The sequence below is a fragment of the Burkholderia sp. KCJ3K979 genome (assembly GCF_016759955.1).
GTDB classification, from domain to species: domain Bacteria; phylum Pseudomonadota; class Gammaproteobacteria; order Burkholderiales; family Burkholderiaceae; genus Burkholderia; species Burkholderia orbicola.
On sequence record NZ_JACFYV010000004.1, the window covers coordinates 1 to 19,324 of the forward strand.

At 67.5% G+C, this 19,324-nt stretch carries 18 protein-coding genes and 1 tRNA gene; 7 read left to right on the top strand and 12 right to left on the bottom strand.

The genetic code is table 11. The features are described from left to right. Nucleotides 1-899, top strand: an 899-nt coding sequence (locus H3O04_RS01810) for a M48 family metallopeptidase (RefSeq protein ID WP_077216036.1), incomplete at its 5' end; no start/stop codon positions are given. Between the two features lie 23 nt (nt 900-922). Here the strand turns inward: H3O04_RS01810 and H3O04_RS01815 are convergent. Further along, complete coding sequence (locus H3O04_RS01815) at nt 923-1,867, bottom strand: AraC family transcriptional regulator (protein WP_006477485.1); 945 nt, start codon at nt 1,865-1,867, stop codon at nt 923-925. 226 nt (nt 1,868-2,093) lie between these two features. Here H3O04_RS01815 and H3O04_RS01820 point away from each other — a divergent pair, with 226 nt between their 5' ends. Further along, nucleotides 2,094-3,146: an NAD(P)-dependent alcohol dehydrogenase gene (locus H3O04_RS01820; RefSeq protein ID WP_011546472.1), complete on the top strand. Its 1,053-nt coding sequence runs from the start codon at nt 2,094-2,096 to the stop codon at nt 3,144-3,146. An 86-nt stretch (nt 3,147-3,232) separates the two neighbouring features. Here H3O04_RS01820 and H3O04_RS01825 read toward each other — a convergent pair whose 3' ends face one another. The 5 genes from H3O04_RS01825 to gatC all read right to left on the bottom strand — a co-directional run bounded on the left by H3O04_RS01825 (nt 3,233) and on the right by gatC (nt 8,345). After that, nucleotides 3,233-4,006: an exodeoxyribonuclease III gene (locus H3O04_RS01825; protein WP_006477482.1), complete on the bottom strand. Its 774-nt coding sequence runs from the start codon at nt 4,004-4,006 to the stop codon at nt 3,233-3,235. A 41-nt stretch (nt 4,007-4,047) separates the two neighbouring features. Further along, nucleotides 4,048-4,887 (bottom strand): polyphosphate kinase 2 family protein, encoded by an 840-nt coding sequence (locus H3O04_RS01830; RefSeq protein WP_006477481.1) that lies wholly within the window; start codon nt 4,885-4,887, stop codon nt 4,048-4,050. A gap of 118 nt (nt 4,888-5,005) precedes the next feature. Beyond that, nucleotides 5,006-6,481: an Asp-tRNA(Asn)/Glu-tRNA(Gln) amidotransferase subunit GatB gene (gene gatB / locus H3O04_RS01835; protein ID WP_027812542.1), complete on the bottom strand. Its 1,476-nt coding sequence runs from the start codon at nt 6,479-6,481 to the stop codon at nt 5,006-5,008. A 4-nt stretch (nt 6,482-6,485) separates the two neighbouring features. After that, nucleotides 6,486-7,976, bottom strand: coding sequence for an Asp-tRNA(Asn)/Glu-tRNA(Gln) amidotransferase subunit GatA (gene gatA / locus H3O04_RS01840; protein ID WP_077180446.1), 1,491 nt, complete (start codon nt 7,974-7,976; stop codon nt 6,486-6,488). A 69-nt stretch (nt 7,977-8,045) separates the two neighbouring features. Continuing rightward, entirely contained in the window at nt 8,046-8,345 is a 300-nt protein-coding gene (gene gatC / locus H3O04_RS01845; RefSeq protein WP_006477478.1) for an Asp-tRNA(Asn)/Glu-tRNA(Gln) amidotransferase subunit GatC, read from the bottom strand. A 366-nt stretch (nt 8,346-8,711) separates the two neighbouring features. Between gatC and H3O04_RS01850 the strand changes: the two genes are divergently transcribed. From H3O04_RS01850 to rodA, 5 genes are all read left to right on the top strand, one after another. After that, nucleotides 8,712-9,755 carry a rod shape-determining protein gene (locus H3O04_RS01850; RefSeq protein WP_004189550.1) on the top strand — a complete coding sequence of 348 codons (1,044 nt, stop codon included), beginning with the start codon at nt 8,712-8,714 and terminating at the stop codon, nt 9,753-9,755. Nucleotides 9,756-9,893: 138 nt separating this feature from the next. Further along, nucleotides 9,894-10,970: a rod shape-determining protein MreC gene (gene mreC, locus H3O04_RS01855; RefSeq protein WP_012329430.1), complete on the top strand. Its 1,077-nt coding sequence runs from the start codon at nt 9,894-9,896 to the stop codon at nt 10,968-10,970. Continuing rightward, nucleotides 10,967-11,479: a rod shape-determining protein MreD gene (gene mreD, locus H3O04_RS01860; protein WP_006477476.1), complete on the top strand. Its 513-nt coding sequence runs from the start codon at nt 10,967-10,969 to the stop codon at nt 11,477-11,479. The genes mreC and mreD overlap by 4 nt, the downstream gene beginning before the upstream one ends. A gap of 101 nt (nt 11,480-11,580) precedes the next feature. Beyond that, on the top strand, nt 11,581-13,863 hold the full coding sequence (mrdA, locus tag H3O04_RS01865; RefSeq protein WP_202587025.1) for a penicillin-binding protein 2: 2,283 nt from the start codon (nt 11,581-11,583) through the stop codon (nt 13,861-13,863). An 11-nt stretch (nt 13,864-13,874) separates the two neighbouring features. Beyond that, a complete protein-coding gene (gene rodA / locus H3O04_RS01870) occupies nt 13,875-15,023 on the top strand; it encodes a rod shape-determining protein RodA (RefSeq protein WP_011546477.1) in 1,149 nt (382 codons plus the stop codon). Between the two features lie 75 nt (nt 15,024-15,098). On the opposite strand, the gene H3O04_RS01875 is transcribed toward rodA, so the two are convergent. The 6 genes from H3O04_RS01875 to H3O04_RS01900 all read right to left on the bottom strand — a co-directional run bounded on the left by H3O04_RS01875 (nt 15,099) and on the right by H3O04_RS01900 (nt 19,313). After that, complete coding sequence (locus tag H3O04_RS01875) at nt 15,099-15,851, bottom strand: tetratricopeptide repeat protein (protein WP_202587026.1); 753 nt, start codon at nt 15,849-15,851, stop codon at nt 15,099-15,101. Then, nucleotides 15,848-16,633, bottom strand: coding sequence for an HpcH/HpaI aldolase family protein (locus tag H3O04_RS01880; protein WP_202587027.1), 786 nt, complete (start codon nt 16,631-16,633; stop codon nt 15,848-15,850). Before H3O04_RS01880 ends, H3O04_RS01875 begins: the two co-directional genes overlap by 4 nt. A 338-nt stretch (nt 16,634-16,971) precedes the next feature. Continuing rightward, nucleotides 16,972-17,424, bottom strand: coding sequence for a 6-carboxytetrahydropterin synthase QueD (queD, locus tag H3O04_RS01885; protein WP_006477472.1), 453 nt, complete (start codon nt 17,422-17,424; stop codon nt 16,972-16,974). A gap of 18 nt (nt 17,425-17,442) precedes the next feature. Further along, nucleotides 17,443-18,075 (bottom strand): 7-carboxy-7-deazaguanine synthase, encoded by a 633-nt coding sequence (gene queE, locus H3O04_RS01890; protein ID WP_011546480.1) that lies wholly within the window; start codon nt 18,073-18,075, stop codon nt 17,443-17,445. Between the two features lie 76 nt (nt 18,076-18,151). Beyond that, nucleotides 18,152-18,886 carry a 7-cyano-7-deazaguanine synthase QueC gene (gene queC / locus H3O04_RS01895; RefSeq protein WP_006482568.1) on the bottom strand — a complete coding sequence of 245 codons (735 nt, stop codon included), beginning with the start codon at nt 18,884-18,886 and terminating at the stop codon, nt 18,152-18,154. 351 nt (nt 18,887-19,237) lie between these two features. After that, nucleotides 19,238-19,313, bottom strand: a tRNA-Phe gene (locus tag H3O04_RS01900). Nucleotides 19,314-19,324: the final 11 nt, after the last annotated feature.

The window sequence follows — 19,324 nt, forward strand, 5'->3', positions numbered from 1 at the left end:
CCGCCACGTCTGCCGCGCCCGTCCCGCCGTCCGCCGCCGAAGGCGCGCAGCCGACCGGCGCCGCGGTGCCGGCGAAGGCCTATACGCCGACGCCGCAGCAGGTCCGCTACGGCAACGCGATCGCGTTCCGCACGCTGATCCCGTCGCCGCTCCTCGAACAGCTCACCGCGAACGAATACGCGCAGATCGTGCAGACGGCCGCCGACAGCAACCGCCTGCTGCCCGCGAACCAGCCGCGCGTGAAGCGGCTGCGCGCGATCGTCGCGAAGCTCGCGCCGTATTCGGTGAAGTGGAACGACCGCGTGAAAAGCTGGGCATGGGACGTGAACGCGATCCGCTCGCGCGACATCCGCCTGACCTGCCTGCCGGGCGGCAAGGTGCTGGTGTACGGCGGCATGCTCGACCGCGTGCGCCTGAACGACGACGAGCTCGGCGTGCTGCTCGCGCACGGCATCGCGCATGCGCTGCGCGAACACGCGCGCAGCAACTTCAGCGTGACCTCGCAGACGTCGCTGCGCGCGGCCGCGCTGCCGCCGCTGTTCGGCGTCGGCGATCCGCTGCCGCAGGCGCTGAATCTCGGCGAGCGTCTGCAGTCGCTCCACTACGATCCGACCGACGAAACCGAAGCCGACGTGATCGGCGGCGACATCGCCGCACGCGCGGGCTTCGATCCGCGCGCGGCGATCACGCTGTGGGACAAGCTCGCGGTCGCGACGCGCGCGAACAAGGCGTCGGGCTTCATCTACACGCACCCGTACGGCGCCGCGCGCCGCCAGGATCTGCTGAACCGGCTGCCGGACCTGATGCCGCTGTACGCGAAGGCGACGGGCAAACGCGTCGAATCGCTGCCCGACTATGCGGGCATCAGCGCGCAGCGGCGCAAGATCGTGCGGCGCTGAGCCGCCGCGCGAGACCCGGGACGCTATGCGTGCGCATCGGCCATCGCCGGGCGCACCCCGCTGTCACGCATCCAGCGGACGTCATCCGCGGGGCTGCGGCCGAACAGCCGCTTGAACTCGCGACTGAACTGCGACGCGCTCGCATAGCCGACCCGCGCGGCCGCCGCGCCGGCGCCCAGCCCGTCGCGCACCATCATCAGCCGCGCCTGGTGCAGCCGCGCGGTCTTCACGTACTGCATCGGCGACGTCGCCGTCACGTGCTTGAACTGCGCGTGAAACACCGCGAGGCTCATCCCCGCTTCGCGGGCAAGCGTCTCGACGTCGAGATCGGCCCTCAGCTCCGCATGGATGCGCCGCAGCGCCTTCGCGATGCGGCCGAAATGATGCTGCTGCACGAGCGCCGCGCGCATCGCGTCGCCCTGCTCGCCGGTCAGCACGCGATACGCGATCTCGCGCATGATCGCCGGCCCCAGCACGCGCGTGTCGTGCGGCGACGCGAGTGCTTCGAGCAACCGCACGACCGCATCGGCCAGCGGCGCGTCGAGCGGCGTCGAATAGACGCCGAGCGGCTCGCTGATCGCCGCGCCGAGCGTCTCGTCGAGCAGGATCGCGAGCTCGGCGATCACGGCGAGATCGACGCGGATCGAGATCGCGAGAAACGGCTCGTCCATGCTCGCGAAGGTTTCGCATTCGAACGGCAGCGGCACCGACAGCACCAGGTATTGCTGCGCGTCGTACACGAACGAGCGGTCGCCGAGATAGCCGAGCTTGCGACCCTGGCACACGACGATGATGCTCGGCTCGTACAGCACGGGCATGCGCGGCGCGGGACGGCTCACGCGGAGCAAGCGCACGCCGTCGAGCGCCGCGAGCGTGTCGCCCTCGTTCGGCGCGAGGCGCGTGTGCAGCTCGATCATCCGGCGCTGCACGCGGTCGCCCGAGTCGGCAAAAAGGGGCTGGAAGCTCATCTGCGTGGTCCTGTCCGGCAAGAGAATCTGGCTCGCAATTTAGCACCTTGAACGCGTTTTGACGGGCGTTCGCGCGCAATTCAAGAGGAATAGGCAAATCTTCCAGACCTTCATGTATTTCGCCGCGGCGGTGCGCTCCTTACGATAGGCACCTGTCTCGCCGCATCGCCACATGATGCGACGGCAGTCTGTTTCGCCGGATCTTTTCCGGACAAGGAGCCTTTGCATGAGCACGACCTATGCCTACGCGGCGACCGATTCGCAATCGCCGCTCGCCCCGTTCGAATTCCAGCGTCGCGCGCTGCGCGACCTCGACGTCCAGATCGACGTCCTCTACTGCGGCGTCTGCCACTCCGACCTTCACCAGGCGCGCAACGAATGGCGCAACACGATCTACCCGGTCGTGCCGGGCCATGAAATCGTCGGCCGCGTGACCGCGACCGGCCCGCAGGTGTCGCGCTTCAAGGTCGGCGAGCTGGTCGGCGTCGGCTGTCTCGTCGATTCGTGCCGCACCTGCGCGAGCTGCGAAGAAGGCCTCGAGCAGTATTGCGAGAACGGCTTCGTCGGCACCTACAACGGCCAGGACCGCGTGACGGGCGACATCACGTACGGCGGCTATTCGACGCAGCTCGTCGTCGACGAGGCGTTCGTGCTGCGCGTGCCGGACACGCTCGACCCGGCCGGCGCGGCGCCGCTGCTGTGCGCGGGGATCACGACCTACTCGCCGCTGCGGCAGTGGAACGTCGGCCCCGGCAAGAAGGTCGGGATCGTCGGTCTCGGCGGCCTCGGCCACATGGGTGTGAAGCTGGCGCGCGCGATGGGCGCGCACGTCGTGCTGTTCACGACGTCGCCGTCGAAGATCGAGGACGGCAAGCGGCTCGGCGCGCATGAAGTGGTGATCTCGAAGGACGAAGCGCAGATGAACGCGCACCTGAACAGCTTCGACTTCATCCTGAACACGGTCGCTGCGCAGCACGACCTGAACCCGTTCCTGCACCTGCTCAAGCGCGACGGCACGATGACGCTCGTCGGCGCGCCGGAGCACGACCATCCGTCGCCGCAGGTGTTCAACCTGATCTTCAAGCGCCGCCGCCTCGCGGGCTCGCTGATCGGCGGGATCGCGGAAACGCAGGAAATGCTCGACTTCTGCGCGGAGCACGGGATCACGTCCGATATCGAGACGATTCCGATGCAGCAGATCAACGCCGCCTACGAGCGGATGCTGAAGAGCGACGTGAAGTACCGGTTCGTGGTGGATATGGCGTCGCTCAAGCAGTAAGCCACGCCCCAAACGAAACGGGCCGCATGTTCGACATGCGGCCCGTTTTGCATTCGGCGGCTACGCGCGCGGCGCGGCGCCGGCCGTCACTTCTGGTAGTCGTAGTCGATCGTCAGCGGCGCGTGATCGCTGAACTTGATGTCCTTGAAGATCGATGTGCTTTTCGCGGTCCCGGCCACGCCCGGGGTCGCGATCTGGTAATCGATCCGCCACCCGACGTTCTTCGCGTACGCCTGGCCGCGGTTGCTCCACCACGTGTACTGCTCGGGGCGCTGATCGAGCGTGCGGAACACGTCGACGTAGCCGACGTCGTCGAACAGCTTCGTGAGCCACTCGCGCTCTTCCGGCAGGCAGCCCGAGTTCTTCTGGTTGCTCTTCCAGTTCTTGATGTCGATTTCCTTGTGGACGATGTTCACGTCGCCGCACAGGATCACCTCGCGCTTCTTCTTCAGCGCCGCGAGGTGCGGCATGAATTCGGCCATGAAGCGGTACTTCGCCTGTTGCCGCTCCTCGCCGCTCGAGCCGGACGGCACGTACACCGACACGACCGACAGCTTGCCGTAGCGCGCCTCGACGTAGCGCCCTTCGGGATCGAACTCGCTGCTGCCGAAACCGATGATCACGTCATCGGGCTCGCGGCGGCTGTACACGCCCGCGCCGCTGTAGCCCTTCTTCTCGGCGTGGTGGAAATAGCTCTTGAAGCCGTGCGGCTCGACGAATTCGGCCGGCAGGTCGTCGGCCGACACCTTGATTTCCTGCACGCATACGCAATCGGCGTTCTGTTCGCCGAGCCAGTCGAAGAAGCCCTTCTTCGCGGCGGAGCGGATGCCGTTCAGGTTGGCGGTAATCACTCGCATCATGTCGGGTTCCGTTCAGTTCGATGTTTTTACAGGGGGGCAGCTTAACGGATCTTCACGCCTTCGAGCTCGGGCTTCGGCGGCGGGAATTCCAGCTTCATGTCGGTCATCGTGCGCAGCAGCAGCTCGGCGATCATCACGTTGCGGTGCGTCTTCGAATTCGCCGGGATCACGTACCACGGCGCATGCTCGGCCGACGTCGCGGCGAGCGCGTCGCGGTACGCGGACTGGTACGCGTCCCAGTGCTTGCGCGCGTCGAGATCGGAGATGTCGAATTTCCAGTGCTTGGTCGGGTCGTCGATGCGTGCCTGCAGCCGCGCGCGCTGCTCGTCCTTCGAGATGTGCAGGAAGCACTTGATGATGGTCGTGCCGTTCTCGAACAGCATCGTCTCGAAATCGCGGATCTGCCGGTAGCGGCGCTCGCACTCCTTGTCGCCGATCGCGCCGAGCACGCGCGGCACCAGCACGTCTTCGTAGTGGCTGCGGTTGAAGATCGCGAGCTCGCCGGCTGCCGGGACCTGCGCATGCACGCGCCACAGGAAGTCGTGCGCGGCCTCGATCGGCGTCGGCGCCTTGAACGGCACGATGCGCAGGCCGAGCGGGTCGACTTCGCGAAACACCGCGCGCACGGTGCCGTCCTTGCCGCTGGTATCCATGCCCTGCAGCACGAGCAGCACGCGCTTCTTCTGCTGCGTGTGCAAACGCTCCTGCTGCACGTCGAGCTCGGTCGACACGACCGACAGCCGTTCGCGGTCGGCCTCCTTCGAGCCGGACGAAAACGGCTTCGCGCCAGGGTCGAACGCGTCGAGCTTGAATGCGGCGGCTTCCTTCTCGCGCGTGCTGTAGGGCACGCGGAAATCGTCGAGCGACGGTTGTTTCGCCATTCGTTCCTCCGTTGGACGGTGTGGTGCATACGATAACGCATCCACCAAACGCGACGGGCCGCCCCGAACTGGTTCGGAGCGGCCCGTCGTCAAGCGCGGTTCAGACGCGCGCGCATGCTCAGCCGAGCTTCTTCTTCAGCAGTTCGTTGACCTGCTGCGGATTGGCCTTGCCCTTGGTCGCCTTCATCGCCTGGCCGATCAGCGCGTTGAACGCCTTTTCCTTGCCGGCGCGGAATTCCTCGACCGACTTCGCGTTCGCCGCGAGCACTTCGTCGATGATCGCTTCCAGCGCGCCGGTGTCGGAGATCTGCTTGAGGCCCTTCGCGTCGATGATGCGGTCGGCCGCGCCTTCGTCGGTCGCCTTCTCGTCCCAGATCGTCGCGAAGATTTCCTTCGCGATCTTGTTCGAGATCGTGCCGTCGGCGATCCGTTGCAGCAGCAGCGCGAGCTGCGCGGCCGAGACGGGAATCGCGTCGATCTCGATGCCGTCGCGGTTCAGCTGCGACGACACGTCGCCCATCAGCCAGTTCGCGACGATCTTCGCATTCGCCGCACCGGCCTTCGCGACCACCGACTCGAAGTACGCGGCCATCGCCTTGCTCGACGTCAGCACGCCCGCGTCGTACGCGGACACACCGTACTCGCCGACGAAGCGCTGCTGCATCGCGGCCGGCAGCTCCGGCATGCCGGACTGCACGCGCTCGACCCAGTCCCGGCCGATCACGAGCGGCATCAGGTCGGGATCGGGGAAGTAGCGGTAATCGTGCGCGTCTTCCTTGCTGCGCATCGAGCGCGTCTCGCGCTTGTCCGGATCGTACAGGCGCGTTTCCTGCACGACTTCGCCGCCGTCCTCGATCAGCTCGATCTGGCGACGCACTTCGTAGTTGATCGCTTCCTCGAGGAACCGGAACGAGTTCAGGTTCTTGATTTCCGCACGCGTGCCGAATTTCTCCTGGCCGACCGGTCGCACCGACACGTTCGCGTCGCAGCGGAACGAGCCTTCCTGCATGTTGCCGTCGCAGATGCCGAGCCACACGACGAGCGCATGCAGCGCCTTCGCATAGGCAACGGCCTCGGCCGCGCTGCGCATTTCCGGCTCGGTGACGATCTCGAGCAGCGGCGTGCCCGCGCGGTTCAGGTCGATCCCGGTCATCCCGGCGAAGTCTTCATGCAGCGACTTGCCCGCGTCTTCCTCGAGGTGCGCGCGGGTCAGGTTGACCGTCTTCTCGTACGCCGGCTTGCCGGCCTTCTCGTTGGCGGGCACCTGGATCGTGATCTGGCCGCCCTGCACGACCGGAATCTCGTACTGGCTGATCTGATAGCCCTTCGGCAGATCGGGGTAGAAATAATTCTTGCGCGCGAAGATGCTGCGCGGCGCGATGGTCGAGCCGATCGCGAGGCCGAAGCGGATCGCCCGCTCGACCGCGCCGCGGTTCAGCACCGGCAGCACGCCCGGCAGCGCCAGGTCGACCGGGCACGCCTGCGTATTCGGCTCCGCGCCGAACTGCGTCGATGCGCCCGAGAAAATCTTCGAGACGGTCGACAGTTGCGCGTGCGTCTCGAGACCGATAACGACTTCCCACTGAGTAGCCATGTGCTTACACCCCTGCCGGAACTTGCTTGTGCCAGTCGGTCGCGCGCTGGAACGCGTCGGCGACCTGCAGCATCCGGGCTTCGTTGAAATAGTTGCCGATGATCTGCAGGCCGACCGGGCGCTTCGCGTTCGCGCCCGCGCCGAAGCCGCACGGCACGCTCATGCCCGGGAGGCCCGCGAGGCTCACCGACAGCGTGTAGATATCCGCGAGATACATCTGCACCGGATCGTCGCCCTTCGCGCCGAGATCCCATGCGACCGTCGGCGACGCCGGGCCCATGATCACGTCGCAGGACTTGAACGCTTCCTGGAAATCGTTCGCGATGATGCGGCGGATCTTCTGCGCCTGCAGGTAGTACGCGTCGTAGTAGCCGTGCGACAGCACGTAGGTGCCGACCAGAATCCGGCGCTTCACTTCAGGCCCGAAGCCTTCGGCGCGCGACTTCTTGTACATGTCGAGCAGATCGCCGTACTGCGCGGCGCGGTGGCCAAAGCGCACGCCGTCGAAACGCGACAGGTTCGACGATGCTTCCGCCGGGGCGATCACGTAGTACACGGGGATCGACAGTTCCGTCTTCGGCAGCGACACCGGCACGAGCGTCGCGCCGAGCGCCTCGTATTGCTTGAGCGCCGCGTCGATCGTCGCGCGCACGTCGTCGGCGAGGCCGGCGCCGAAATACTCGTTCGGCAAACCGATGCGCAGGCCCGCGAGCGGCTTGGCCGCGTCGTTGCCGGCCGCCCAGGGCTGGCCGAGGTGGCGCGTGAAGTCTTCGTCGTCGCGCTCGAGGCTCGTCGAGTCGCGCTCGTCGAAGCCGGCCATCGCGTTCAGCAGCAGCGCGCAGTCGGACGCGCTCTGCGCCATCGGGCCGCCCTGGTCGAGCGACGACGCGAACGCGATCATCCCGTAGCGCGACACGCGACCGTAGGTCGGCTTGATGCCCGTCACGCCCGCGAACGACGCGGGCTGGCGGATCGAGCCGCCGGTGTCGGTGCCGGTCGCGGCCGGCGCGAGGCGCGCGGCGACGGCGGCCGAGCTGCCGCCCGAGCTGCCGCCCGGCACTGCGTTCGTGTCCCACGGGTTCTTCACCGCGCCGAACGCCGAGTTTTCGTTCGACGAGCCCATCGCGAACTCGTCCATGTTGGTCTTGCCGAGCGTGACCATGCCGGCCGCCTGCAGGCGGGCGACGACGGTCGCGTCGAACGGGCTCTCGTAGTTCGCGAGCATTTTCGAGCCGGCGGTCGAGCGCCAGCCGCGCGTGACGAACACGTCCTTGTGCGCGATCGGCAGGCCGGTGAGCGCGCCGCCCGCGCCGCGCGCGAGTTCGGCGTCGGCGGCTTTCGCCTGCGCGAGGGTGAGGTCGGCGTCGACTTGAACGAACGCGTTCAGGTCGCGCGCGGCGTCGATCCGTTTCAGATAGTGCTGCGCGAGCTCGACGGCCGAGCATTCCTTGGCGGCGAGCGCGGCGCGCAGTTCGGTCAGGCTTTTTGCGTGCATTGAGTGGTTTTCCTGGGAATTCTGGGTCGCGCGCGGCGCTGGACGGCCGGCGCGCTTGTCATCGAATGCTTACTCGATCACCTTCGGCACGAGATAGAGGCCGTCCTGGACGGCCGGCGCCGGACGCTGGTTGTCGTCGCGATTGACGACTTCCGTCACGGCGTCGTCGCGCAGGCGCTGCGCGACTTCCTGGATCTGTTCGATCGGGTGGGCGAGCGGCGCGATGCCGGCGGTGTCGACCGCCTGCATCTGCTCGACGAGGCCGAAGAATTCATTGAGCTGGCCGAGCATGTGCTCGGCGTCGGCGTCGGCCATTTCGAGTCGCGCCAGGTGCGCGATGCGTTTCACATCGGTCAGGGTCAGGGCCATGCGATCACCGGAAAAACAAGGCTGCGCAGTGCATCGAAAGCAGCACTGCGGCGGGGGGTTGGAGGGTGCGATCCACCCTCAGAAATCGGGGCCGAAGCGGCAAAAATACCGCCCGTTTCGATTCAAATACCGTGAAATTATAAGGTATCATTACGCGTTCGACCCAAACCCGGCAGCCTTTTCCCGCACCGTTTCGCCCTGCTTCGGCAAGCCGTGCGTGCTTCGTGCGATCCCCGGTAGACATCACTCGCAGCTTCGTGCGCCGCGGCGGCCGCTTCCGCCACGCTTCCCGAGGCTGTTATTTTTTCCGCTGCCGCCCTCAGCGCTCGCTATGCAGGGCCGGCCCAGAGCGAAACAGGATTCTGAATGTTCGGTTTTTTGCGCAGCTACTTCTCCAACGATCTCGCGATCGACCTCGGCACCGCAAACACCCTGATCTACATGCGCGGCAAGGGCATCGTGCTCGATGAACCGTCCGTCGTGTCGATCCGCCAGGAAGGCGGCCCCAACGGCAAGAAGACGATCCAGGCGGTCGGCAAGGAAGCCAAGCAGATGCTCGGCAAGGTGCCGGGCAACATCGAGGCGATCCGCCCGATGAAGGACGGCGTGATCGCCGACTTCACCGTCACCGAGCAGATGATCAAGCAGTTCATCAAGACGGCCCACGAGTCGCGCATGTTCTCGCCGTCGCCGCGCATCATCATCTGCGTGCCGTGCGGCTCGACCCAGGTCGAGCGCCGCGCGATCAAGGAAGCGGCGCACGGCGCCGGCGCGTCGCAGGTCTACCTGATCGAGGAGCCGATGGCGGCCGCGATCGGCGCGGGCCTGCCGGTCTCGGAAGCCACCGGCTCGATGGTCGTCGACATCGGCGGCGGCACCACCGAAGTCGGCGTGATCTCGCTCGGCGGCATCGTCTACAAAGGCTCGGTGCGCGTCGGCGGCGACAAGTTCGACGAGGCGATCGTCAACTACATCCGCCGCAACTACGGGATGCTGATCGGCGAGCAGACCGCCGAGGCGATCAAGAAGGAAATCGGCTCCGCGTTCCCGGGCTCCGAAGTCAAGGAAATGGAAGTGAAGGGCCGCAACCTGTCGGAAGGCATCCCGCGCAGCTTCACGATCTCCAGCAACGAAATCCTCGAAGCACTGACCGATCCGCTGAACCAGATCGTGTCGTCGGTGAAGATCGCGCTCGAACAGACGCCGCCGGAACTCGGCGCCGACATCGCCGAACGCGGGATGATGCTGACGGGCGGCGGCGCGCTGCTGCGCGACCTCGATCGCCTGCTCGCGGAAGAAACCGGCCTGCCGGTGCTCGTCGCGGAAGATCCGCTGACCTGCGTCGTGCGCGGTTCGGGCATGGCGCTCGAGCGCATGGACAAGCTGGGCAGCATCTTCTCGTACGAGTGATCGCCCAGTGATCGCCTAGGCAGTCCCGTTTGATATGACGCACCCGCGGCGTGGCCGGATCGCTCGTTCAGAACGAACCGCCGCGCCGTTTGCGCGTCTGAGCATTATTTAACCGATCACACGCGCCCGGCGCCGACCATGGAATACAGTCCGCCGCCCCTCTTCAAGCAAGGTCCGCCCGCGCTCGCGCGGCTCATCTTCTTCGTCGCCCTCGCCATCGCGCTCCTCGTGTCGGACGCGCGCTTCAGCACGCTCGAAATCGTGCGCGGCGTGCTCGGCACCGTGCTCTACCCGCTGCAACGCGCGGCGCTCGTGCCGCGCGACCTGTTCATGGGCGCGGCCGACCTCGCCGTCACCGGCGCGGCGCTGCGCCACGAGAACGACGATCTCCGCAAGCGCAACCTGCAATTGTCCACGCAGGCCAACCAGGCCGCCGTGCTCACGCAGGAGAACGCGCACCTGCGCGCGGTGCTCGAACTGCGCCAGCACATCGCGACGCAATCGACGCCGGTCGAGATCCAGTACGACACGAGCGATCCGTTCACGCAGAAGATCGTGGTCGGGCAAGGCTCGCAGCAAGGCATCCAGGACGGCTCGCCCGTCGTCAGCGAGGACGGCGTGATCGGCCAGGTCACGCGCGTGTTCCCGCTGCAATCCGAAGTCACGCTGGTCACCGACCGCGATCTCGCGATTCCCGTGCAGGTGCTGCGCACCGGCCTGCGCAGCGTGATCTACGGCACGCCGAAGGGCGATTCGCTCGACCTGCGCTTCGTGCCGACGAGCGCGGATCTCGTCGCCGGCGACGAGCTGATCACGAGCGGCCTCGATGGCGTCTATCCGCCCGGCCTGCCGGTCGCGAAGGTCGTGCGCGTCGACAAGCTCGCCGATACCGCGTTCGCCCGGGTGACCTGCGCGCCGGTCGCGGCCGTGCGCGGCGCGCGCCAGATGCTCGTGCTGCATTACCGCAACGACATCCCGCCGCGCCCGGCCGAGCCCGATCCCGCCGCCGAGAAGAACGCGAAGGGCAAGAAGGGCGCGAAAGCCGCCGCGAAGGGCGAAAAGGCCGAGAAAACCGACAAGGCCGACGCGAACGCGAAGCCGGCCGCCGCGGCCCAGCCCGGCGCGAAACCGGCGCCGGCAGCCCCTGCGGCGCCGGCCCAGCCCGCCGCCGCGCCCGCGAAGCCCGCCGCCGGGCAATCAGGAGCCCAGCGATGAACCGCCCGCAATACATCCTGCAGCCGGTCAATCCGTACTTCATCGTCTTCAGCCTCGCCGCCGCGTTCCTGCTGAACCTGATGCCATGGGGCCGCCTGCCCGGCGTGCCCGACTTCGTCGCGCTCGTGCTGCTGTTCTGGAACATCCACCAGCCGCGCAAGGTCGGGATGGGCGTCGCGTTCGCGCTCGGCATCCTGATGGACGTGCACGACGCGGGGCTGCTCGGCGAGCACGCGCTCGCCTATACGCTGCTGTCGTACGGCGCGATCACGATCCACCGCCGCGTGCTGTGGATGCCGATCGGCGTGCAGGTGCTGTACGTGACGCCGCTGCTGGTCGCCGCGCAGCTCGTGCCGTTCGTGATCCGCCTGCTGATGGGCGCCGCGTTCCCCGGCTGGCGCTATCTCGTCGACGGTTTCGTCGAAGCCGCGCTGTGGCCGATCGCGAGCCACCTGCTGCTGATGCCGCAACGCCGCCCGGTCGACCCGGACGATACGCGCCCGATCTGAGCCGGACCGACCTTGAATACCCGCCGCCCCCACGCCCGCCGCGCGCCGCGCTCCGGGGCGGCACCTCGCCCGCGTCCGCGCGCGGGCCAGATTGCCCTTAAATGACCGAATTCAACGACACCCAACAGCAGCTCTCGAGGTTCCGCCTGCGCGTCGCGGCGGCGGGCGTGTTCGTGTTCGTCTGCTTCGGGCTGCTCGCGAGCCGCTTCTTCTACCTGCAGCTGATGCAGCACGGCAAATACGCGCTGCAGGCCGAGGAAAACCGCATCTCGGTCGCGCCGATCGTGCCGAACCGCGGGATCATCACCGACCGCAACGGCGTGATCCTCGCGAAGAACTACTCGGCGTACACGCTCGAGATCACGCCGTCGAAGCTCGACGACACGCTCGACAACACGATCGACAAGCTGTCCGAGATCATCCCGATCGACGCCCGCGACCGCCGCCGCTTCAAGAAGCTGCAGGAAGACTCGAAGAACTTCGAGAGCCTGCCGATCCGCACGCGGCTCACCGACGCCGAAGTCGCGCGCTTCACCGCGCAGCGCTTCCGCTTCCCCGGCGTCGACGTGCGCGCGCGGCTGTTCCGCCAGTACCCGCTCGGCATGACGGCCGCGCACGTGATCGGCTATATCGGCCGGATCTCGAAGCGCGACCAGGATCGCATCGACGCGATGAGCGACGACAACGACAGCGACCAGGAGCACTACGATCCGCGCCGCGACGCGAACAACTACAAGGGCACCGACTACATCGGCAAGATCGGCGTCGAGCAGAGCTACGAGACCGAGCTGCACGGGCTGACGGGTTTCGAGGAAGTCGAGGTGACGGCCGGCGGCCGGCCGGTGCGCACGCTGTCGCGCACGCAGGCGACGCCCGGCAACAACCTCGTGCTGTCGCTCGACATCGGGCTGCAGCAGGTCGCCGAGCAGGCGTTCGCCGGCAAGCGCGGCGCGCTCGTCGCGATCGAGCCGAAGACGGGCGACGTGCTCGCGTTCGTATCGTCGCCGAGCTTCGACCCGAACTCGTTCGTCGACGGCATCGACCAGCAGACCTGGGACGAGCTGAACAACTCGCCCGACAAGCCGCTCCTGAACCGCCCGCTGCACGGCACCTACCCGCCCGGCTCGACGTACAAGCCGTTCATGGCGCTCGCGGGCCTCACGCTCGGCAAGCGCACGCCGGGCTGGGGCTTCCAGGACCCGGGCTACTTCACGTTCGGCGGCCACACGTTCCGCAACGACGTGCGCTCCGGCCAGGGCTGGGTCGACATGAACAAGGCGATCATGGTGTCGAACGACACCTACTTCTACATGCTCGCGCGCGACCTCGGCGTGAACGCGATCGCGAACTTCATGAAGCCGTTCGGCTTCGGCCAGATCACCGGAATCGACATCCAGGGCGAGGCGCGCGGCATCCTGCCGTCGACCGACTGGAAGAAGAAGGCGTTCAAGAAGGCCGCGCAGCAGAAGTGGTTCGACGGCGAGACGATCAGCCTCGGGATCGGCCAGGGCTACAACTCGTTCACGATCCTGCAGCTCGCGCATGCCACGGCAACGCTCGCGAACAACGGCGTCGTGATGAAGCCTCACCTCGTGAAGGAAGTCGAGGACCCGATCTCGCGGGCGCGCCACCTGACCGTGCCGAAGGAAAGCGAGGTGATTCCGCTGAAGGCGGCCGACATCGACGTCGTGAAGCGCGGGATGGAGAACGTGATCGAGAACCCGTCCGGGACCGCGTACAAGGTGTTCCGCGGCGCGCAGTACCTCGCCGCCGGCAAGACCGGTACCGCGCAGGTGTTCTCGCTGCAGGGTTCGAACTACAAGGGCCACCTGCTCGCCGAACACCTGCGCGACCACGCGCTGTTCATCGCGTACGCGCCGGTCGACCATCCGCAGATCGCCGTCGCGCTGGTCGTCGAGAACGGCGGCTGGGGTGCGCAGGCCGCCGGCCCGATCGCGCGTCGCGTGCTCGACTACTACCTGGTCGAGCGCCAGAACCCGAAGAACGAGGCCGCGGCCGTGGCCGCCGCGGCGTCGGCGACCGAGCCGGTGAGCGCGCCGGTGGTCGGCGACACGTCGAAGCCCGCCACGATCGCGGCCGGCTTCACCGCGCTGCCGCAGCCGGTCGTGCCGTCGGCGGCCAGCGCGGCCGAGGCGGCATCGGGTGCGTCGGGTGCCTTGGGCGCCTCTGGGGCCGCCAGCGCCACCGCGCCGGCCGACGCGAGCGCCGCGGCGCCGATGGCCGCGAGCCTGCCGCCGATCCGGCGCCCGCACCGGCCGCGCCGGCCCGCCAGCGACGCGCAGCCGGTCGCCGCCGCGCCGCGGGACGACAACCATCGTGCGACGGCCCCCGCGAAAGCGGCGGACGCCGGCACCGCTCATTAACGGAGAAAGGCATGCAATTCGACAAGCGCGCCTGGCTCGACAAGATCAAGCAGATGTTCGCGGGCTTCGATCGCCCGCTCGCCCTCATCGTGTTCCTGCTGCTGTGCGTCGGCATCGTCACGCTGTACAGCGCGTCGATCGACATGCCGGGCCGCGTCGAGGACCAGTTGCGCAACATCCTGCTGACGTTCGTGCTGATGTGGGTGATCGCCAACATCCCGCCGACCACGCTGATGCGCTTCGCGGTCCCGCTCTACACGTTCGGGGTGACGCTGCTGATTGCGGTCGCGCTGTTCGGGATGACCAAGAAGGGCGCGAAGCGCTGGCTGAACGTCGGCGTCGTGATCCAGCCGTCCGAAATCCTCAAGATCGCGACGCCGCTGATGCTCGCGTGGTACTACCAGCGCCGCGAAGGGGGGCTGCGCTGGTACGACTTCATCGCCGCGTTCGGAATCCTGCTGGTGCCGGTCGGGCTGATCGCGAAGCAGCCCGACCTCGGCACGGGCCTGCTCGTGTTCGCGGCCGGCTTCTTCGTGATCTACCTCGCCGGCCTGTCGTTCAAGCTGATCGTGCCGGTGCTCGTCGCGGGCGTGCTCGCGGTCGGCTCGATCGCCGTGTTCGAGGAACGCATCTGCCAGCCCGAAGTACAGTGGCCGCTGATGCACGACTACCAGAAACACCGGGTGTGCACGCTGCTCGACCCGACGTCCGACCCGCTCGGCAAGGGCTTCCACACGATCCAGGCCGTGATCGCGATCGGCTCGGGCGGCGTGCTCGGCAAGGGCTACCTGAAAGGCACGCAGGCGCACCTCGAATTCATTCCGGAAAAGCACACCGACTTCATCTTCGCGGTGTTCTCGGAGGAATGGGGGCTCGCCGGCGGGCTCGTGCTGCTGACGCTGTACATGGCGCTGATCGCCCGCGGGCTCTACATCGCCGCGCAGGGCGCGACGCTGTTCGGCCGGCTGCTGGCGGGCTCGCTCACGCTCGCGTTCTTCGTCTACGCGTTCGTCAACATCGGGATGGTGAGCGGCGTGCTGCCGGTCGTCGGCGTGCCGCTGCCGTTCATGAGTTACGGCGGCACCGCGCTCACGACGCTCGGCATCGCGATCGGGATGATCATGAGCGTCGGGCGGCAGCGGCGGCTGATGAAGAGCTGATCGCGGCCCCGCACCGCGGCACACGAAAACGGCGCCCCGGCGCCGTTTTTCATTGGATGCGCCGAATGCGGCCGTCTACTGCGGCGGCGCGTGCGGCTTGCCGGGCTCCGCGCCGGCGCCCGATGCCGGCCCCGGCGCCTTCAGCCGCGCGCTCAGCTCCTTGAATTTCATCCCGGCCGTCTCGTCGCCCTGCGCGGCCGCCGCCGCGTAATACGCACGTGCGATGTTCAGGTTCTGCGCGACGCCGTCGCCGCCGCGCTCGTAGAACGACGCGGTCACGTACTGTGCGGTCGGCTCGCCCGCGTCGGCGGCCTGCTTGTACCATGCGAACGCCTGCCGGTTGTCGCGCGGCGTGCCGCGCCCGTCGAGGAACTGGTTCGCGAGCGACAGCTCGGCCTGCACGTGCCCCTGCTTCGCGGCGCGCAGGAACCAGCGATGCGCTTCCGCCGGATTGCGCGCGACGAATTCGCCATCGTCGAACATCCGGCCGTACACGTACTGCGCATGCGACATGTTCGCGTCCGCCGCGCGCCTGAGCCAGCGCAGCCCTTCGTCGACGTTCGCCGTCACGCCTTCGCCCGTCAGCAGCATCATCGCGTAGTTGAACTGCGCGAGGCGATCGCCGCGCTCGGCCGCATCGTGGAATTGCACCAGCGCCGCGCGATAGTCGCCGGCGTTGTAGTCGGCAACCGCCGATTGCGTCTCGCGCGACGGGTCGGGCTTCGCTTGCGGCGCGCCCTGCGCGGCGGCCACCGCACACACGGCCCACAGGCCGACCATCGTCCCGATCCGCGCGCGCCTGCGGCACGCAGCGTCTGCGCCGTTCATGACCGTACCTCCTGCAACGCCTGCCGCGTCGCGCGCAATAGCCAGCTCACGTCGGCCGATACCGTGATCATCCGGTAACCGGCGTCGCGATACTGGCGCGCGGCCGCCGTGTCGCCCGCGAAGATGCCGACCGCGACGCCTGCCTGCTTGCCGGCCGCGAGCACGCGCGCCATCGCGGTTTCGACGTCCGGATGGCGGATGTCGCCGAGATGCCCGAGGCTCGCCGCGAGATCGGCCGGGCCGACGAACAGGCAGTCGACGCCGGGCGTCGTCGCGATCCGCTCGACTTCGTCGACGCCGCGCGCCGATTCGACCTGCACGACCACCGCCACTTGCGCATTCGCCGTCTGCAGGTAGTCGCGGCGCATGCCGAACGCTGCCGCGCGCACCATGCCTGCGACACCGCGCAGTCCGTCGGGCGTGTCGGGCGACGGGAAGCGCGTGAGCCGCACCGCGTGCGCGGCGTCGTCGGGCGTCTCGATACACGGGAACATCAGCGTGCGCGCGCCGGCGTCGAGCGCGCGCTTCACGAGCCACGGCTCGCGAGCCGGCACGCGCACGACCGGCTCGCTCGGCAGATGCGCCGCGGCGATCGCACGTAGTTGCGACGCCACGTCGCGACTGTCGTTCGGCGCATGCTCCATGTCGATGCAGAGCCAGTCGTAACCGGCGTGCGCGAGCGCTTCCGCCGCCGAGTCGCTGCCGAGCGACAGCCACAGGCCGTACAGCGGCTCGTCACCGTCGCGCAGGCGTTGTTTGAGGGAATTGGTGAGCGTGCTCATCGATACGGCCTCCGGAACGGAACGGCAATCGAACGGGACAAGCAACAGGCGCAGCGGAAAGCGGAATGCATACCGCCGGGCAACCGAAGCACGGCGGCGGCGACGGATCGCGCGCCAGAGAACGTGAGTCGGCCCGGGACGGCCGATCTGACAGCGCGGGCCGCGCAATGGCTCACGCGAGCGTTTTTCGGTGCGGCACGTCGATCATAGCGCGGCGGGCGCTCGATGCGGGAACAGACAGGGGAAGCCCTACCGACGCGGGAAGGAGGGAGTCGAGGCCACGGTGCGCGGCGACGGGCAGCCCGCGCCGGACAGCGGGGCTGCGGGGGCAGGCAGGATCAGCGGCCGGGCTGGCGCTCGACGTCGGCCCAGCAGTTCGGCGTTTCGTACAACCGCACGCGCTCGAGGCGCAGGTTCACGCCGTAGTGCGCGTCGTACACGTTCGCGAGGAGGTCGAACGCGATCGCCGCGAGGTTCTCGACGGTCGGGATCCGGTCGATCACGACCGTCTTGTGGTCGGCCATCTGCTCGAGGAACGAGCGCACGACGTCGTCGCGCGCATAGACCAGGAACGCGTGGTCCCACTTGCTGACGAGGTGCTCCATCGCGAGCGCCTTCACGTCGGCGAAATCCATCACCATGCCGCGGTCGGGCGCCCCCTCGGTATCGACGAGATCGCCGCGCAGCGTGATTTCGAGCACGTAGCGATGGCCGTGCAGATTCCGGCACTGGCTGCGGTGATCGGGAATGCGGTGGCCCGCGTCGAATTCGAGTTTTCGGGTAATCAGCACGATGTCAAAAGCCGTGGCTCAGGGAATGTTCAGATATTTGTGGGTCTGCATCGACAGCCGCCACTGCGGATGACGCTTGCACCAGTCGATCGCGAGCTTCGTGTTGAGGTCGCGCGACGGGCCGTCCATCGGCTGCACGAGAAAATACTCGAAGTCGAGCTTCGCGTAGTCGGCCAGCCGCTGGTTGTCCTGCGGCACGACGACCTTCAGTTCGTTGCCCTTCGTGACGACGAGCGGCGCATCGGCCTTCGGGCTCACGCAGATCCAGTCGATCGATTCGAGCACCGGCAGCGAACCGTTGGTCTCGATCGCGATCTCGAAGCCGGCCGCGTGCAGCGCGTCGACGAGCGGCTGGTCGAGCTGCAGCATCGGCTCACCGCCCGTGCAGACGACGAAGCGATTCGCTTCGCCCTCCGGCCACAGGCCGGCGATCGTCGCGACGAGCGCGGCGGCGTCCTTGAACTTGCCGCCGTTCTCGCCGTCGGTGCCGACGAAATCCGTATCGCAGAAGCGGCACACGGCCTCCGCACGATCCTCTTCGCGGCCCGACCACAGGTTGCAGCCGGCGAACCGGCAGAACACGGCCGGCCGGCCCGCATTCGCGCCCTCGCCCTGCAACGTGTAGAAAATTTCCTTGACCGCGTAAGTCATCGTGCTTCGTCCGGCTCGCGCCGCTCGTTGTCGATCAGAATCCGTTGTCCATCAAGCGCTGCCCGCGCGAGCCGCATCACAGCGGCGCTTCGGTCACCCGCTCGCCCTTCAGGTAAGCCTCGTAGCCGCGCTTGCGCAGCTTGCAGGCCGGGCATTCGCCGCAGCCGAAGCCCCAGTCGTGCAGTTCCGCGCGCTCGCCCACGTAGCACGTGTGCGTCTCGACGCGGATCAGTTCGACGAGCGCGTCGCCGCCGAGCTGTTCGGCGAGCTGCCACGTCTGCGCCTTGTCGAGCCACATCAGCGGCGTCTCGAGCACCATGCGCGTATCCATCCCGAGATTCAGCGCGACCTGCAGCGCCTTCATCGTGTCGTCGCGGCAATCGGGATAGCCCGAGAAATCGGTCTCGCACATCCCGCCGACCAGCACGCGCAGCCCGCGGCGATAGGCGATCGCCGCGGCGATCGTCATGAACATCAGGTTGCGGCCCGGCACGAACGTGTTCGGCAGGCCGTTGGCCGTCGTCTCGATCTCGATCGTGCGCGTCATCGCGGTATCGCTGATCGCGCCGAGCACCGACAGGTCGATCATGTGATCGTCGCCGAGCCGGTCCGACCACGCCGGAAACCTGTGCTTCAGCGCTTCGCGCACGCCTTCGCGGCACTCGAGTTCGACGCGATGACGCTGGCCGTAATCGAAGCCGAGCGTCTCGACCGTCTGGTAGCGTTCGAGGGCCCATGCCACGCACGTGGCGGAGTCCTGCCCGCCGGAAAACAACACGAGCGCGCCGTCTTTAGCGTCTGTCCGAATCACCGTGATACTCCGTGAATGTGTAGGCTCGCGTCGCACTGCGCCCCGAGGCCGGCTGCCGCCGGACGGCCCGACGCGACCGGCCTGCGCCGGCTCGACCAGTATAGGCAGCGCGGTCGGCCGCGAATGCGGCGGCGCGCTTATACCGCTCATCGCGCGGCATCGTTGCCGCGCGCCACGACAGGCGCGCCGCGGGCAGCCTGCCATGTGCATGAAGCGATGCGCTAAGTCATTGAGCGGGCACGGATTTTATCATGCCCCGGCGAATGCTGCCGGGCCCGCCGCCCACGACACGCGATACCCATCACAAACGAAAAACCCCAAGAACCTTCCGATTCTTGGGGTTTTAAATGCTGGTGGCCTGGGACGGAATCGAACCATCGACACGCGGATTTTCAATCCGCTGCTCTACCAACTGAGCTACCGGGCCAACGAAGAATG

What these genes read in the sequence shown, in the direction of transcription:
- queE (WP_011546480.1), bottom strand. Translation starts at nt 18,075, where the DNA reads ATGACTTACGCGGTCAAGGAAATTTTCTACACGTTGCAGGGCGAGGGC.
- H3O04_RS01850 (WP_004189550.1), top strand. Translation starts at nt 8,712, where the DNA reads ATGTTCGGTTTTTTGCGCAGCTACTTCTCCAACGATCTCGCGATCGAC.
- rodA (WP_011546477.1), top strand. Translation starts at nt 13,875, where the DNA reads ATGCAATTCGACAAGCGCGCCTGGCTCGACAAGATCAAGCAGATGTTC.
- mreC (WP_012329430.1), top strand. Translation starts at nt 9,894, where the DNA reads ATGGAATACAGTCCGCCGCCCCTCTTCAAGCAAGGTCCGCCCGCGCTC.
- H3O04_RS01880 (WP_202587027.1), bottom strand. Translation starts at nt 16,633, where the DNA reads ATGAGCACGCTCACCAATTCCCTCAAACAACGCCTGCGCGACGGTGAC.
- H3O04_RS01830 (WP_006477481.1), bottom strand. Translation starts at nt 4,887, where the DNA reads ATGGCGAAACAACCGTCGCTCGACGATTTCCGCGTGCCCTACAGCACG.
- H3O04_RS01815 (WP_006477485.1), bottom strand. Translation starts at nt 1,867, where the DNA reads ATGAGCTTCCAGCCCCTTTTTGCCGACTCGGGCGACCGCGTGCAGCGC.
- gatB (WP_027812542.1), bottom strand. Translation starts at nt 6,481, where the DNA reads ATGGCTACTCAGTGGGAAGTCGTTATCGGTCTCGAGACGCACGCGCAA.
- mrdA (WP_202587025.1), top strand. Translation starts at nt 11,581, where the DNA reads ATGACCGAATTCAACGACACCCAACAGCAGCTCTCGAGGTTCCGCCTG.
- gatC (WP_006477478.1), bottom strand. Translation starts at nt 8,345, where the DNA reads ATGGCCCTGACCCTGACCGATGTGAAACGCATCGCGCACCTGGCGCGA.
- H3O04_RS01825 (WP_006477482.1), bottom strand. Translation starts at nt 4,006, where the DNA reads ATGATGCGAGTGATTACCGCCAACCTGAACGGCATCCGCTCCGCCGCG.
- H3O04_RS01875 (WP_202587026.1), bottom strand. Translation starts at nt 15,851, where the DNA reads ATGAACGGCGCAGACGCTGCGTGCCGCAGGCGCGCGCGGATCGGGACG.
- mreD (WP_006477476.1), top strand. Translation starts at nt 10,967, where the DNA reads ATGAACCGCCCGCAATACATCCTGCAGCCGGTCAATCCGTACTTCATC.
- gatA (WP_077180446.1), bottom strand. Translation starts at nt 7,976, where the DNA reads ATGCACGCAAAAAGCCTGACCGAACTGCGCGCCGCGCTCGCCGCCAAG.
- H3O04_RS01820 (WP_011546472.1), top strand. Translation starts at nt 2,094, where the DNA reads ATGAGCACGACCTATGCCTACGCGGCGACCGATTCGCAATCGCCGCTC.